Here is a 15,866-nt window from a genome sequence, read left to right as displayed (position 1 = left end):
TCGATCATTATGAAAAAGACATATAAAAATTTAATTTATAACACACTCATGCTTGGCGCTGTTTTGACCATCTCGTCCTGCAAAAAATTTGTAGAATTGGGTGCCCCGCCAACACAAATATCATTTGAAGATGCCTTTAAAACCGATGCCGCGGCACAGAGCGTGGTGATGGGTATTTATACGGCTGCTTCGGCGAATACTAATGCTTTCCTAACTTATATCACATTATACCCTGGAATATCAGCGGATGATGTACAGTATAATGGTTCGGATGCGAGTATACAGGAATTTTCGAAAAATGCTATCTTGACTAATAATAATTTTGTAAATAATACCTGGGGCAACTTATATCCAGGCATAAAAAACACCAATAATGCCATTAGCGGGATAACAGCTTCTACCACGCTAACTGCTTCTACCAAAGTGCAACTTTTAGGAGAGGCTAAATTTTTACGGGCGTATTTTTATTTCTATTTGGTTAATTTATTCGGCGATGTTCCTCTTCCCTTAAAAGATGATTACGCTGCCTTTGATAATGCCGTTTTACCACGTTCATCTTCGGCTCAGGTTTATGCACAAATCATTAAAGATTTAACTGAAGCACAAGCTTCGCTGCCAACTGCATATGTTGGCACTTTTAGAGGCAGAGTCAATAAACATGCTGCCACTGCCCTACTGGCTCGTGTTTATCTGTATCAAAAAGATTATGCGAACGCAGAAGCACAGGCTACCCAAGTTATCAGCTCCGGAACCTATAGCTTACCTGCACCAGGATTGGCATTCATCAATAACAGTAATGAGATTATCTGGCAAATCGCAAATGTAAATGGATTTTCGGTACCTGGAAATAATTACGGGTCTGCAGCTACAGCCATTCCAAACTATTCTTTAGCCGACGGAACGTATCAGAGTTTTGAAAGCACAACGGATTTACGCCGCGCTAACTGGACCGCTCCCAAAACTTTAGGCGGTAAAACCTACTATTCCATCACCAAATATAAAGTGGCATCAGGCACTGGTAATGAATATAATGTGATGTTAAGATTAGCTGAACAATATTTGATCAGGGCAGAAGCCAGGGCACAACTGAATAACCTCAGCGGAGCTAAAACCGATTTAGATGCCGTAAGATCCAGAGCAGGTTTACCAGACATTAATGCAACCTTAACTCAGGCACAAATGCTTTCTGCTGTTGAACAGGAAAGAAAAATGGAACTTTTTGGAGAATGGGGCCATCGCTGGTTTGATTTAAAAAGAACCAATCGTGCCGATGCCATTTTAGGTACACTCAGACCCACTACATGGAAAACTACTTCGGTGTTATATCCCATTCCCCAAGCGCAGATTTTGATCAATAATGCCCTAACCCAAAACCCCGGATACAATTAAAAACTACCTAAATTTTAAAAGATGAAAACTTTAAATATTATGCTTACATCGCTGCTGCTGTCTGCAACATTAACGCAGGTAAGCGCACAGACCAAGTCATTAGACAGTACAAAGACCGACCTTGAAAAGTGGTTAACTTCTACAAAGCCAGAAGATAAAACCCTGCTGGCCAATAAGCTAAAAGACCTTGCTGCATCAAACAGCGAAAAGGAAATGGATCTGGCCATTAATTACTATTATCGATTGAAAAACCAGAAAGTTAGCGACTCTTTACTGGAAGCTGAAGTAAAGAAGTTCCCTGCCGGCTCACGTGCCAGAAACAAAGCCGCTAATGATGAAATATATGACCTGAAAACACCGGCTGAAAAGGAGAAGGCTTATAAAGCCTGGATTCAGAAATTTCCGCCATCACATTTTAGTGGTGAAGATTTAATTGTTTATGACTATGTCACCAGTAGCATTGCCACGGGTTATGCCGAACAAAAAAACACCGCAAAAGCAATTGAATACGGCGAAAAATTAATGTTAGATTTCTGGAAAGGAAGCGGTTATGGCGGCTTGGCTGAAGCTTTTTATAAAGCAGGCGACTTAAAAAATGCGTCTATCTATTATAAAAAAGCCATGGAAATCGCAAAGGTATACTATGATGGTAAACTACCTGACCTAAATTCTTCCAAATTTGCAGCATCGGGCTATCCGGGTTTAACCATGACCTACGCCAACATTCTCTTCGAACAAAAAAACTATAAGGAAGCGCTTAAATATGCAGCATTAGCATCAACGAATCCGAAAACAGCATCACCAAAGTCAAACTTCCAGTATGCAAAAATTCTGATGGCTTTAAACAGAAATGAGGAGGCCTATGCCAAACTGGAAGAGGCGGTAAAATCAGGAAAAGCCAATGATGAAATGAGTGCAGCATTTAAAACACTTTATATCAAAGTAAAAGGTAGTGATGCCGGTTTTGACCAGTATGCCGCTGAAATCAGAAAGGGAATTATCGCCAATCTTCAACAAAAATTAAACAAAGAGATGATAAAAAAACCGGCGCTTGATTTTACACTTACAGATCTGGATGGCAAGCAGGTTACTTTAAGCAGTTTGAAGGGTAAAACGGTGATTTTAGATTTCTGGGCAACCTGGTGCGGACCATGCAAGGCTTCTTTTCCGGCAATGCAAATGGCTGTTAATAAATACAAGGACGATCCAAACGTAAAGTTTTTGTTTATCCATACCTGGGAAAAAACAGCTACGCCTACCAAAGATGCCAGCGACTATATCAAATCGCAGAACTATAATTTTGAAGTATTGATGGACAATAAAGATCCTGAGACCAAAATCAATAAAGTGGTGAGTGATTACAAAGTGAATGGCATCCCCTCTAAGTTTGTCATCGATCCACAGGGAAATATCAGGTTTAATTTAATGGGCTTTGAAGGCAGCAATGAAGCCGCCGTTGATGAAATTTCAATGATGATTGATATGGCCCGAAAAGGATAACTTTATTTATCCTTTAGCTAATCGCATTCAAACTTCCATATATGGTTATTTGAATGCGGTTTTTTTTTGCGTAAATACTATTGGTCGTGTGTCCCACCGACCGAAATGATGATTGCTTAATGCCTAAACGTTTTCAAAATGAAGCGTTTCGATTGGTAAAGACACCAAACTAACATTAATAAACATATTAGGCCACCGGGAATGAACGATTGCTGTAGCCAACTCGTCATACTGAACCTGATTCAGTACCTTTCTTCAAGTAACTGAATTAGGCGAAATAATTGTAAATTAACATTTTAATAAATCCTGAGTCAAGTTCAGGAGGACGAACCTCTATAAAAAACGACCGTTCATAGTTGGTCTATTAATCTGACCTACTGCCCTATTTTAATCTCCTTTTAAGATGAGTTCATTACTTTTGTACTATGCTTAAAATAGGAATAGCAGAAGATGATCATAAAATTGCCGGACTGCTGAAATCAGCACTGGAAGAAAATGGTTACCAGGTTTGGAACGCCTATAATGGAACAGATGCCTTAGAAAACTTTATCAAAAATGATTTTAATCTCCTGATTATAGATATTATGATGCCAGGTTTAAATGGCATCCAGCTGTGCAAACACTTGCGTGAAAGCCAGATCAATATCCCTATTCTACTGCTTACTGCAATGGGAACCGTAGATGATAAAGTGATGGGTTTAGATGCCGGGGCGGATGATTACCTGGTTAAACCCTTCCATCTGAAAGAACTTCTGGCCAGAGTAACAGCCCTATTAAGACGTCAGTTAATGACCGAAGTTCCTGAAAGCCATCATCTTTGTTTTCAAGACCTTTGCCTTAACACCTCAAGTAAAGAAGTAAGCAGGGCAGACAAAAAAATTGAGCTGAGTGCCAAAGAATTTGACTTGCTAGAATTGTTTTTAAGGCATCCAAACCGATTGCTTTCCCGCCAGTATATTGCCGAACAGGTGTGGAACATCAACTTTGATACCGGCACCAATGTGATAGATGTGTATATCAATTTTTTAAGGAAGAAAATTGAAAAGGGTTTTGAGCGCAAACTGATTCATACCAAAATTAACATGGGTTACATCCTTAAATAATGAAAATAAAAGACCGCATTGCACTGTATTTTACCCTCATCAGCACCTCCATGCTGTTTGCGGTACTATGCATGGTCTATTTTACGTTCATGAAGTTTCTTCAGGCCGATTTTTTTGAACGCCTGACAGACCGCACCATGGTTACGGCGAAGCTCTACCTGGAAGCAGACGAGATGAGCAGAGATGCCTTGAGCAGTGTTCGACACCAATATTTACAGAAACTAAAGGGCGAAGTCATCCGGATTTATGATGCGCGGGATCGGGCAACCTTTATCGGAGATTCTGCCCAATACTGGACAAAGGCCACCATCGACCTGGTTAGAAACCAAAAACACCTGCAATACAAAGATGGCGAGCGGCAGGTAGTTGGCATTTACTATAAAGACAATCAGGGCGATTTCGTAATTCTGGCTTCTGCTACCGATCAGGGTACACATAACCGATTAGAAAAATTGCTCAAAATTATGGTGGTTACTTTTGTTTCCATTTCAATCATCGTTTTATTGTTGAGCAGGTGGGTGGCCGTAAAGATGCTGAAGCCGCTTAAAAAATTCATGGGAGAAGTAAAACAGGTTGGCTCAGAAAATCTGGCTTTCAGGGTGGAAGAAAACCAGACCAAAGACGAAATTAACCTGATTGCACAAAGTTTTAACCATTTAATGGAAGAGCTGGAACAAGCCTTCATCTTACAGAAAACCTTCGTAGCCAATGCATCACATGAATTAAGAACGCCTGTAACCAGAATAATGATGACTGCCGAGCTGGCGCTCTTGAAAGAAAGAGACGTTCAGGCTTATCAAAAAGTTATTCAATCCATTTTAGACGATGCCGAAAATATGGAGCACATCATCAATGGCTTACTGGCTTTGGCTAAAATGGATCTTGAACTAATTAATTCGCAGTTATCAGCTGTTCGACTGGATGAACTTTTAATTAAAATTCAGTCTGACTGGCAATTGCATCACCATCAACAGTTAGACATTCAGAATTTACTGGAAAACGGCACCATACCCCTTGTCTCTGTGAATGCTGTTTTACTGCAAATTGCCATTGACAATATGATTTCCAATGCCTTTAAATTTTCAGGAAATCAACAGGTATTGGTGCAACTGGAATATTCACACCATCAATTCCTGGTTAAAATTATTGATCAAGGTCCTGGAATCCCACCGTCAGCTCATGAGGAAGTTTTTAAGCCTTTTTACACAAAATCTGCTGAAATCGGTCAGAAAGGTGAAGGCATGGGCTTGTATATGGCAAATAAGATCATTACACTGTTTAAAGGAAAAATAGAAATATCGGTTACAGCAAACCAACAGAATTGCCTCATCATCTACCTGCCTCAACTTTAATCTGCTTTTAATTCCGATTTAATTCGTGTTTAATTCGGCTGGGATAGATTTGCGGCATGATAAGGACAGGTACCCTGATTTTTTTATTGCTGGGCATTTTCGCCACAATTACCCATGCTCAAACCGATACTTTAAAATTAAACCTGCCCCAGGCAGAAGTACTTTTTCTAAAACAAAACTTCGATTTACTGGCGGCCAATTATCAGATTGATCAGGCTAAAGCAGAAATCATCACCGCCAGGCTTTTTGATAATCCGGAACTGGAATACGAAAATTTATTGTACAACCATGAAACGGGTAAATTTTTGCAAACTTCCTATGCCTATGGTCAGTTTGCAGGTTCCGTTTCACAGCTGATTAAACTGGCGGGTAAAAGAAATAAAAACATTAAACTGGCACAATCCGGCGTAAGGATGGCAGAAATGGAATATTTCGATGTACAACGAACGCTAAAATTTGAGCTGCAGAATACTTTCTACAAAGCATATTTCACTGCGCAATCAGTCAACGTTTTTGATGAACAGATCAAATCCACACAAATGCTTATTAAGGCATATGAAACGCAATTAAAAGCTGGGAATGTAGCGTTGAAGGATGTGATTAGAATTAAATCTTTACTGATCGGACTCCAGGCAGAACAAACCAATCTCCTGAATGAGCTGGAAGATCAATACCGCGACCTTCGTATGCTCTGTGGTTTAGCGCCAAATGCAATTTTATCTTTAGCCCTAGTGTCAGCTGAACCCGACCTTCCCCTAAACCAGATCCCTTACCTCACGTTATTAGATTCGGCCAGAAACAACAGAAGCGATTTAAAACGATCTAAAGCAGCCTTGGATTATAATGAGCTCAACTTAAAACTTCAGAAAGCAATGGCTATACCTGATGTTGAAATTTTATTGAGCTACGATTTGAAAGGAAATTACCCGGAGAAATATACTGGTATAGGTTTAAAAATTCCCATTCCGCTATTTAACAGAAATCAGGGAGAAATTAAAAAAGCCAAAATTGGCATTGATGCAGCAACGACCGAGGTTAACAAATATGAACTTTTGCTGAGTAACGAGCTTTTTAACAGCTACCAGAATGCACTTCGAAATGAAAAACTTTTTGAGGCAATCGATCCTGACTTTAACACCGGTTTTTCCAAACTGATCTCTGGCCTGATTAAAAATTTCAGGGAAAGAAACATCAGTTTAATGGAATTCCTGGATCTCTACCAATCCTACAAAGAAAATGTATTGCAGATCAACCAGGTTCAGCTACAAAGATTGAGCTCAAGAGCAGAATTAAATTATGTAACCGGTACCAACCTATTTAAATAACATGATGCATTACATTTACAAAAATACAATAAAGGTAATTTTACTTTCTTCAGTTGGTTTAGCCTTTGGGTGTGGCAGCCATCAAACAGAAGCTCCCCCCGAAAAATTTGCCATTACAGATTCCTTACTGAACAGGTTATTAATTGATACGGTGCAACAGGCCAACAGTAAAGCAGATCTTATTTTTTCTGCCAGGATAACGGCTAATGAAGACCGCAAATCGGAACTTTTTCCTATGGTAAGCGGATTGGTAAACCGGGTAAACGTGCGCCTGGGCGATCAGGTGAATACCGGGCAAACTTTAGCTACGGTAACCAGTTCAGAAATGGCGGGATTTGATAAAGAAGTAATAGCCGCCAGGGCCGAAGTTCAAAATGCCAATCGTGCCTTAAAACAAGCTGAACAATTATATGAAAGTGGCCTATCATCAGCAAAGGAACTGGAAGAAGCTAAAAATGATTTCCTCATTAAGCAGGCAGAACTGAAAAGAGCTAATGCCGTTTTAAAGCTTAATGGCGGCAGCAACACCGGTTCATACGCCATTAAATCTCCCATCAGTGGTTTTGTGATTGAAAAAAATGTGACCAATAACATGCAGCTGCGTAGCGATAACGACAAAAGCCTGTTCACCATTGCCGATCTTTCTAATGTGTGGGCGATGATTAATATTTATGAGTCTGATATTTCACGCATCAAAGCGGGAGACGAGGTTAGTCTCTCTACCCTATCCTACCCCGAACAGGTATTTAAAGGTAAAATTGATAAAATATACAACCTGATTGACCAGGAAAGTAAAGTGATGAACGCCCGTGTAGTGATTGCCAATACCCAGGCTTTATTAAAACCAGGTATGCTGGGTACGGTTAAAGTATCTGCACATGCTGGTATTGATCTTCCGGCAGTAAATGCGAGGGCGATTGTTTTCGACAATAATAAAAATTATGTGCTGGTATTAAATAACGAGAATAAGGTATGCATTCAGGAAATTGAAATCGGAAGAAAAACGGCCGATCGGGTATACATTAGTAAAGGCTTAACCGCTGGCGACCGCGTAATTGCTTCTAAACAGGTTTTTCTTTTTGAAAACCTTAAAACCCAGTAACCTCCGTTTCACCCAACAGATTTTTCTCCTATGAATAGATTTATCAAAAGCATTATCGGCTTTGCGCTGAAGAACAAATATTTTATTTTCTTTGCCACCTTTATCCTCATCCTTGCAGGTTATTTAAGTTTTAAAAACACCACTATTGATGCCTTTCCTGATGTAACCAATACCAACATTACCATTATTACGCAGTGGCCCGGACGAAGTGCTGAAGAAGTAGAGAAATTTGTGAGTCGCCCGCTGGAAATAGCGATGAATCCTACCGAAAAGCGGACAAGCATCCGTTCATCATCCCTGTTTGGGCTTTCTATTGTTAAAGTAAGTTTTGAAGATGATGTGGACTATGCCGAAGCCCGGGTTCAGGTAAATAACCATTTGGATGAAGCCGATCTTCCGGAAGGCATTCAGCCCGAAGTACAACCGCCCTACGGACCAACAGGTGAGATTTTTCGTTATACCTTAAGCAGTGATACCAAATCTGTCCGCGAACTTAAAACCCTGCAGGATTGGGTAATTCAGCGGGAGTTATTGGCTGTTTCGGGCATTGCGGATGTGGTGAGTTTTGGCGGAGAAGTGAAAACCTATCAGATTACGGTTGATCCGCAAAAATCCATTCAGTATGGGGTAACGGCAACCGAACTTTTTGAAGCCGTTTCTAAAAGCAACATTAATGTAGGTGGTGATGTGATTGTACAAAGCGGCCAGGCTTATGTGGTTCGTGGAATAGGTGTGCTCAATAACATTGATGAAATCAGGAATGTGGTGGTGGATAACATCAACGGAACACCAATTTATGTTAAAACCATTGCCGAAGTAGCAGAATCGGCCTTGCCCAGATTAGGACAGGTAGGACGAGACAGCGATCCGGATGTGGTAGAGGGCATTGTCGTGATGCGAAAAGGTGGAAACCCAAGCGAAGTAATTGCCCGCCTGAAAGAGAAGATTGAGGTAATTAACAACAATGTTTTACCTGATGATGTGAAGGTTAAAGCTTTTTATGATCGGGAAGATTTGGTTAATTATTCCGTGCATACAGTGATGGGCAACATGCTGGAAGGAATTTTATTTGTTACCCTGATTGTATTTTTATTCATGGCCGATTGGCGGACCACCCTCATAGTTTCCATCATTATTCCACTGGCATTACTGTTTGCCTTTATCTGTCTGAAGCTGAAAGGAATGCCTGCAAATTTACTATCTATGGGGGCGATTGACTTCGGGATTATTATTGACGGCGCAGTGGTGATGGTAGAAGGGATTTTTGTAACGCTGGATATGAAAGCCAAAAAACTGGGGATGGAGCGCTTTAATAAAATGAGCAAACTGGGCTTCATTAAAAAAGCCAGCCTTGAAAATGGAAAAGGGATCTTATTTGCCAAACTCATCATCATCACCGGGCTATTACCTATTTTTACTTTTGAAAAAGTAGAAGGCAAAATGTTTTCTCCACTCGCCTGGACACTAAGTTTTGCCCTTCTTGGCGCCCTCATTTTAACCTTTACACTGGTGCCTGCAATGGCGAGTGTATTGCTTAAAAAGAACGTTAAAGAAAAACACAATGTGTTTTTAGAATGGATTACTAAAGTAACGCTTAAATTTTACGACAAATGTTTCAGTAAGAAAAAACTGGTGTTTTCCATTTCGATTTTGGTACTGGTTCTGGGGATTTTCAGTTTTAAATTTCTGGGAACAGAGTTTTTACCCAGCCTGGATGAAGGTTCTATCTATGTAAGGGCAACGGGGCCATTGAGTATTTCTTTAGATGAAACCAAAAAGCTTTCCAATGAGATGAGAAAGATCTTTTTAAGTTTTGAAGAAGTGAAACAGGTGATGTCGCAAACTGGTCGCCCGAATGATGGTACAGATGCCACAGGTTTTTATAACATGGAATTTCACGTGGATATTTATCCGAAGAAAGAATGGAAGCGAAAACAAAGTAAGGAACAGCTGATTGAACGGATGCAGGAAAAACTAAAAGGCTTTCCGGGCATTAGCCTGAACTTTTCTCAACCGATATCAGATAATGTAGAAGAGGCCGTTTCCGGTGTAAAGGGCTCCATCGTGGTGAAGCTATTTGGCGAAAATTTCGATTTTATGGAAATGGAGGAAGAGAAAATTGAAAAAATTCTGAAAACTGTAGATGGAATCGAAGACCTTGGCATATTGCGAAACTTAGGTCAGCCGGAGTTACAGATTAACCTTGATCAGAAAAAAATGGCGCTTTATGGTGTTAGTACCGCTGATGCCAATGCCGTAATTGAAATGGCTATTGGTGGGAAGGCTGCCACGCAAATTTACGAGGGAGAGCGAAAATTTGATCTCATTATACGCTATCCTGAAGATTTTAGAAATGATGAAAGTTCCATAGGCAAACTGCGCATTCCTACCCTTTCCGGATCAAATGTTCAGCTGGCCGAGATCTCAAGCATTAGGAAGATTACCGGCCCCAGTATGATTTACCGCGATAAACATAAACGTTATGGCGCCATCAAATTCTCGATTCGTGGACGGGATATGGGAAGTGTAATTGCTGAGGCACAGCAAAAAGTAAATGCTGAGATTAAGCTGCCAAAAGAATATAAACTGGAATGGGCGGGCGACTTCGAAAATCAGCAACGGGCTATTTCCCGCCTGTCACAAGCGGTTCCGGTAAGTTTATTGCTGATATTTTTTATCTTGTTTGTACTTTTCGGCAACATTCGCGATGCCCTATTGGTATTAAACAATGTACCCTTTGCCATGATTGGCGGCATACTGGCCTTATTGGTCGCTGGGGTTAACTTCAATATTTCTGCCGGGATTGGTTTTATTGCCCTGTTTGGTATCTGTGTTCAAAATGGAGTGATCCTGATTACCAAATTTAAATCAAACCTGGCGGACTTAAAACACCATCAAAGCTGGACTTTTACCGATGCCATGCGTGATGGAATTGCCAGCCGATTCAGGCCTGTATTAATGACAGCACTGATGGCTGCTATTGGGTTAATGCCCGCAGCACTCTCTACCGGAATTGGATCTGAAGCTTCAAAGCCCTTAGCTATTGTGGTAATTGGTGGATTAATCACCAATACGCTTTTCAACCTTTTTGTTTATCCGATTGTTTTTTACTGGTCTTACCAGAAAAACGTGCAAAAGGTTAATCTGGTTCAGGCTTGATAACGCGCCTAAATGATTAACCAAAAAAGATTCAACATTTTAAAAAAGGCCATTAACGCTTAATAAAGGGTTAATGGCTTTTTTAAGTTAAAATAATTTTTCTTGTGGAGGGGTGGTTTTAGCCAAACGCAAATAAACAGTGGTTTGTCCGCGGTGATGGGTTTGGTGTTCAAATCCTTTACCTAAGGCCTGCTCGCGATTCATATCAAAACGGCCAAAAAGTTTTACCTTTTCGTTTAGTTGAGCCGGAGTCATCTTTTTAATGGTGGCGATCATATAATCGTAACTTTCTAACACATCCTTAGTCACTGCAGCCTTTGTTTTCTCAGTGGTTTTCTCCAGCTGATCTTTACCTTCCGGACTTTTCTCACCCGCAGCAGCGGCTGCAAAAACATAGTTATCTGCTGCCAGGTGTAACATCTGCTCAGCAAATGACCTCATTTCTGGTGTAGGTTTTAACGCATAACCTGTTTCTGGCATGGCATTTAAATATTCCGAAGTGTAAGTTTTAGCACGCTCCCATTCCTTCAATAAATCGGCAGTGGTGGTTTGTGCTTTGGCAACATTCATTAATACAAGAAACATGAATGTGCTGGTGAAGAGTTTTATAATTTTCATCATCTGTTTTTTTACAAAGTTAGCTTTCAGCTTTATATATTATAATCAGGCTGCATAGAAAGTTGTCAACACTGAAATATCAATATGAATTAAAGAAGGTCTTTAAGCAACTAAGAAAATATTAATCTATATAATTCAATAGACTTTAATGCCTTATATGCTAAAAAAATAATTATAACTTGAGACTTAAGAGCATTTTACAAACTTTAACTATCCAAAGATTTTACAAGCAACTGAATCTCTGACGCTGCATTAAGCTTAGCTTTGCAAGCGCTTCCCTACCTATGGCTAAAAACAGAAATACCATTTCATTAGAAAACATATCCTTCAAAGACAGGCTTACTTCGCTCAAAAATTTACCAGATTTTTTTAAACTGGTTTGGAAAAGCAGTCCTGGAAAAACAAGTATCAGTTTTATTCTTCGCATACTGCGATCGGCTATGCCCGTTGCTTTATTATACGTGGGCAAACTCATCATCGATGAGGTGGTGGCATTAAACAGTCATGCCGGTAACGGAGATTTGCATAAGTTATGGGAGCTGGTGGCTTTAGAATTTGCACTCGCTATTGTTACTGATGGATTAAACAGAATGATTAACCTGACGGATAGTTTACTGGGTGATTTATTCTCGAATTATACGTCAATGCGCATCATGCAACATGCGGCTACACTGGATCTGGATCAGTTTGAAGATTCTGTATTTTACGATAAACTGGAACGTGCCAGGCAACAAACCGTAGGCAGAACGGTATTGCTCTCACAAGTGATGAGCCAGATTCAGGATTTTATTTCCATAGCCTTTCTCCTCACCGGACTCATTGCCTTTAATCCATGGTTGATTGTATTGCTACTGCTCTCTATTATTCCTTCTTTTTTAGGTGAATCTTATTTTAATAGTAAAAACTATGCCCTTTCCAGAAGTCAGACACCTGAGCGCAGGGAACTGGATTACCTGCGTTATCTGGGAGCGAGTGATGAAACAGCGAAAGAAGTGAAGATCTTTGGCCTTTCAGATTTTGTAATCGGGCGTTTTAAAATGCTGTCTGATCAGTTTTATGCAGATAACAGCAAACTGGCCGTCAGGCGTTCGGCTTGGGGTACTTTCTTTTCCGTGCTGGGTACTTTAGGTTATTATGCGGCTTATGGTTTTATCATTTACAATACTGTGGTCGGGAAATCCACAGTAGGTAGTCTTACCTTTTTAGCAGGTTCTTTCCGACAATTAAGCAGTTTAATGGAAACCATGTTATCCAGGTTTACCATCGTATCACAGGGTGCTATTTATTTAAATGATTTTATAGATTTTTTTGAGATTAAGCCCAAGATTACCAAGCCTGAAAATGCAATTCCCTTTCCGCATCCCATTCAAACCGGCTTTGTGTTTGAAAATGTTGGTTTTCAATACCATAATTCCACACGTTGGGCAAACAGAAACCTGAGCTTTGAACTTCGCCCGGGTGAAAAACTGGCATTGGTTGGTGAAAACGGAGCAGGCAAAACGACATTGGTTAAGCTTCTGGCCCGGCTGTACGATCCAACTGAAGGCCGCATTTTATTGGATGGAAAGGATTTAAAATCTTATGATCTGGATGACCTGAGACATCATCTCGGTATTATTTTTCAGGATTACATCCGTTACCAAATGACATTTTATCAAAACATTGCCGTCGGAAATATCAAAGAAATCGACAACCAGCAATTGGTTAAAAAAGCGGCTGAAGAGAGTCTTGCAGATCAACTGGCCGCCAAACTCCCGGGGGCTTACCAACAATGGCTGGGAAGAAAATTTAATGATGGTATAGAATTATCAGGTGGCGAATGGCAAAAGGTAGCTTTAGCAAGGGCTTATATGAAAGATGCACAGGTATTAATTCTTGATGAGCCTACTGCTGCTTTGGATGCCCGTGCAGAATATGAAGTTTTTCAACGCTTTGCCGAGTTAACGAAGGGAAAATCTGCTGTGCTGATTTCGCATCGCTTTTCTACCGCACGGCTGGCTGACCGGATTTTGGTTTTAGACCAGGGCACACTTCTCGAATCTGGTACACATGCAGAATTGCTGGAAAAGAATGGCAGGTATGCCGAGCTTTTTAACCTGCAAGCCAAAGGTTATCAATAGAAATTTAATTGCTGTATAAAATGGTAGATCATTTAATTGATTTTGGAGTGTGACCCCTATCCAAAGGTCGTCCTCTCGATTGTAGCGCAGCGTAACGGAGAGATCTTTGAACTTAAGTCTATTAATTACATAATTTAACTGGTTCAAAGATTCCTCCACTGCGTTAAGAATGATGAATCTTTATAAATTCTTATCAACTTAGCTTAATTTCCACTCAGGCCTTTCAAAATGACAGGTATAACCATAAGGATATTTCTGTAGGTAATCCTGGTGATCTTCCTCTGCATTCCAGAAATCTTCAGCAGGAACTACTTCCGTGATAATTTTACCTGGCCAGATTCCAGATGCTTCCATCTCCGCAATCAATTCATTTGCAGTTTCCCGCTGAGTATCATTTTCAAAGAAGATAGCAGAACGATAAGATGTTCCGACATCATTTCCTTGTCTGTTTTTAGTTGTTGGATCATGAATTTGAAAGAAATATTCCAATAAACGTCTGTATGATAATGTCTCCGGATCAAAAACAATCTCTATGGCTTCAGCATGTGTGCCATGGTTGCGGTATGTTGCATTTGGTACATCTCCACCAGTGTAACCTACTACAGTGGAAATTACACCGGGCTGATGACGAATCAGTTCTTCTACCCCCCAAAAGCAACCGCCAGCCAGAATGGCTTTTTCAGTATTCATATTATATTATTTATGGATTAAAGTTAAGGGATGCTTATCTAAAATAGAAATATCTATCATCGATATGACGCCCTTATTGCGAATAATGTATGTATCCACAATTAAAAATGACAACACGATAAAAGATATAAAGTTTTCGCGCTTGGCTAACATCATCATTTCTACAGGTTCCGGTGAATTAAAGTTCAGCTTTTCCAATTACCTCAGATTTCCGAAGTTTGATGGGTTGCATTCAGGAGAAACTTCGTAAGTTACCTTAAAAAACAAACAAGGGATAAGCATTTGGCCATCCCTTGTTTGTACTAATTAACTGTTGTTGTCAGATGAATCGGTTTTAATAATAACCTATTGAAAGATCTGTTCAATCTTATAAGGTTGCCATATCAATTACGAAGCGGTATCTCACGTCACCTTTTTCCATCCGCTCATAAGCTTGATGAATGTTTTTCATATCAATAATCTCGATATCTGAAACAATGTTGTGTTCAGCACAAAAATCCAGCATTTCCTGGGTCTCAGCTATTCCTCCGATTCCTGAACCGGCAAGGCTTTTACGTCCGCCCAATAAACTGAATGCTGCAATTTCAGCTGGTTTTGGTGGTACGCCCACGCAAATATGTGTACCATTCGTTCTTAAAAGCGATAAATACATATTAAAATCGTGCTCGGCTGAAACTGTATCCAGAATAAAATCAAAGCTACCTTTTGCCGCAGCCACCTGATCCGGGTCTGTAGTCACCACAAAGTGATGTGCGCCTAACTTTTTAGCATCCTCTTCTTTTTTTGGCGAAGTACTTAAAACGGTTACTTCCGCTCCAAAAGCCACACCAAATTTAACGGCCATGTGGCCTAAACCGCCTAAACCTAAAACAGCAAGTTTATGGCCTTTGCCAACTTTCCAGTGTCTTAATGGTGAGTAAGTGGTGATACCTGCACAAAGTAATGGTGCAACAGCTGCCAGATTCAGCTTATCAGAAATATGTAATACAAATTCTTCCCTTACTACAATGTTATTTGAATATCCGCCATAAGTTGGCATTGAACCATCACGCTCCATGCCGTTATAGGTCTGCGTATTACCTTCAAGGCAGTATTGCTCTAAGTCTTGTTTACAGTTTTCGCAAACCTGGCAAGAATCCACCATGCAGCCCGTACCGGCAAGATCTCCTACTTTAAAATTTTTAACATGATCACCTACATTAATTACGCGACCAACAATTTCATGACCCGGAACCATTGGAAAAATACCTGGGAACCAGTCGTTTTTAATTTGATGTAAATCAGAGTGGCATACGCCGCAGAAAAGTATTTCAAACTGTACATCGTGTGGTCCAACCTCACGGCGTTCAAAATCCCAGGGCGCCAGGCCTGTTTCGGCACTTTGTGCCGCATATCCTTTTGTTGCTATCATAAATATCTTAGTTGTTATTCTGTAAACAAATATAAATCGATTCAGTGTTCGGAATCAAAAATAAATGTCTGCAGTAATTCATTATTTAAAAAATAAG

11 protein-coding genes are annotated in these 15,866 nt (G+C 40.1%); 8 read left to right on the top strand and 3 right to left on the bottom strand.

All coding sequences use genetic code 11. From position 1 onward, the window contains the following. Positions 1 to 9: 9 nt before the first annotated feature. The 7 genes from CBW18_RS16170 (at position 10) to CBW18_RS16140 (ending at position 10,930) form a co-directional block, all read left to right on the top strand. Positions 10 to 1,389: a RagB/SusD family nutrient uptake outer membrane protein gene (locus CBW18_RS16170; RefSeq protein ID WP_088302358.1), complete on the top strand. Its 1,380-nt coding sequence runs from the start codon at positions 10 to 12 to the stop codon at positions 1,387 to 1,389. Positions 1,390 to 1,410: 21 nt separating this feature from the next. Next, on the top strand, positions 1,411 to 2,889 hold the full coding sequence (locus CBW18_RS16165) for a redoxin domain-containing protein (RefSeq protein ID WP_088302357.1): 1,479 nt from the start codon (positions 1,411 to 1,413) through the stop codon (positions 2,887 to 2,889). A 425-nt stretch (positions 2,890 to 3,314) separates the two neighbouring features. After that, positions 3,315 to 3,992: a response regulator transcription factor gene (locus CBW18_RS16160; RefSeq protein ID WP_088302356.1), complete on the top strand. Its 678-nt coding sequence runs from the start codon at positions 3,315 to 3,317 to the stop codon at positions 3,990 to 3,992. Further along, complete coding sequence (locus CBW18_RS16155; protein WP_088302355.1) at positions 3,992 to 5,344, top strand: ATP-binding protein; 1,353 nt, start codon at positions 3,992 to 3,994, stop codon at positions 5,342 to 5,344. The genes CBW18_RS16160 and CBW18_RS16155 overlap by 1 nt, the downstream gene beginning before the upstream one ends. Before the next feature lie 56 nt (positions 5,345 to 5,400). Then, entirely contained in the window at positions 5,401 to 6,669 is a 1,269-nt protein-coding gene (locus CBW18_RS16150; protein ID WP_088302354.1) for a TolC family protein, read from the top strand. A 1-nt stretch (position 6,670) separates the two neighbouring features. Further along, entirely contained in the window at positions 6,671 to 7,771 is a 1,101-nt protein-coding gene (locus CBW18_RS16145; protein WP_253249066.1) for an efflux RND transporter periplasmic adaptor subunit, read from the top strand. 30 nt (positions 7,772 to 7,801) lie between these two features. Continuing rightward, on the top strand, positions 7,802 to 10,930 hold the full coding sequence (locus CBW18_RS16140; protein WP_088302353.1) for an efflux RND transporter permease subunit: 3,129 nt from the start codon (positions 7,802 to 7,804) through the stop codon (positions 10,928 to 10,930). An 87-nt stretch (positions 10,931 to 11,017) separates the two neighbouring features. On the opposite strand, the gene CBW18_RS16135 is transcribed toward CBW18_RS16140, so the two are convergent. Then, entirely contained in the window at positions 11,018 to 11,551 is a 534-nt protein-coding gene (locus CBW18_RS16135) for a DinB family protein (protein ID WP_253249065.1), read from the bottom strand. 281 nt (positions 11,552 to 11,832) lie between these two features. Here CBW18_RS16135 and CBW18_RS16130 point away from each other — a divergent pair, with 281 nt between their 5' ends. After that, complete coding sequence (locus CBW18_RS16130; RefSeq protein WP_088302351.1) at positions 11,833 to 13,668, top strand: ABC transporter ATP-binding protein; 1,836 nt, start codon at positions 11,833 to 11,835, stop codon at positions 13,666 to 13,668. Positions 13,669 to 13,866: 198 nt separating this feature from the next. Here the strand turns inward: CBW18_RS16130 and msrA are convergent, their stop codons facing one another. Next, complete coding sequence (gene msrA / locus CBW18_RS16125) at positions 13,867 to 14,358, bottom strand: peptide-methionine (S)-S-oxide reductase MsrA (protein ID WP_088302350.1); 492 nt, start codon at positions 14,356 to 14,358, stop codon at positions 13,867 to 13,869. Between the two features lie 367 nt (positions 14,359 to 14,725). Next, positions 14,726 to 15,769: an NAD(P)-dependent alcohol dehydrogenase gene (locus tag CBW18_RS16120; RefSeq protein ID WP_088302349.1), complete on the bottom strand. Its 1,044-nt coding sequence runs from the start codon at positions 15,767 to 15,769 to the stop codon at positions 14,726 to 14,728. Positions 15,770 to 15,866 lie beyond the last annotated feature (97 nt).

The organism is Pedobacter sp. AJM, from assembly GCF_002197755.1.
GTDB lineage: Bacteria > Bacteroidota > Bacteroidia > Sphingobacteriales > Sphingobacteriaceae > Pedobacter.
The sequence above is the reverse complement of the archived record's forward strand: the minus strand, read 5'-3'. Positions and strand labels throughout refer to the sequence as shown.

Bases quoted from the DNA above. Each gene is read 5' to 3' on its own strand.
- CBW18_RS16170 (WP_088302358.1), top strand. From the start codon at position 10: ATGAAAAAGACATATAAAAATTTAATTTATAACACACTCATGCTTGGC.
- CBW18_RS16165 (WP_088302357.1), top strand. From the start codon at position 1,411: ATGAAAACTTTAAATATTATGCTTACATCGCTGCTGCTGTCTGCAACA.
- CBW18_RS16160 (WP_088302356.1), top strand. From the start codon at position 3,315: ATGCTTAAAATAGGAATAGCAGAAGATGATCATAAAATTGCCGGACTG.
- CBW18_RS16155 (WP_088302355.1), top strand. From the start codon at position 3,992: ATGAAAATAAAAGACCGCATTGCACTGTATTTTACCCTCATCAGCACC.
- CBW18_RS16150 (WP_088302354.1), top strand. From the start codon at position 5,401: ATGATAAGGACAGGTACCCTGATTTTTTTATTGCTGGGCATTTTCGCC.
- CBW18_RS16145 (WP_253249066.1), top strand. From the start codon at position 6,671: ATGATGCATTACATTTACAAAAATACAATAAAGGTAATTTTACTTTCT.
- CBW18_RS16140 (WP_088302353.1), top strand. From the start codon at position 7,802: ATGAATAGATTTATCAAAAGCATTATCGGCTTTGCGCTGAAGAACAAA.
- CBW18_RS16135 (WP_253249065.1), bottom strand. From the start codon at position 11,551: ATGATGAAAATTATAAAACTCTTCACCAGCACATTCATGTTTCTTGTA.
- CBW18_RS16130 (WP_088302351.1), top strand. From the start codon at position 11,833: ATGGCTAAAAACAGAAATACCATTTCATTAGAAAACATATCCTTCAAA.
- msrA (WP_088302350.1), bottom strand. From the start codon at position 14,358: ATGAATACTGAAAAAGCCATTCTGGCTGGCGGTTGCTTTTGGGGGGTA.
- CBW18_RS16120 (WP_088302349.1), bottom strand. From the start codon at position 15,769: ATGATAGCAACAAAAGGATATGCGGCACAAAGTGCCGAAACAGGCCTG.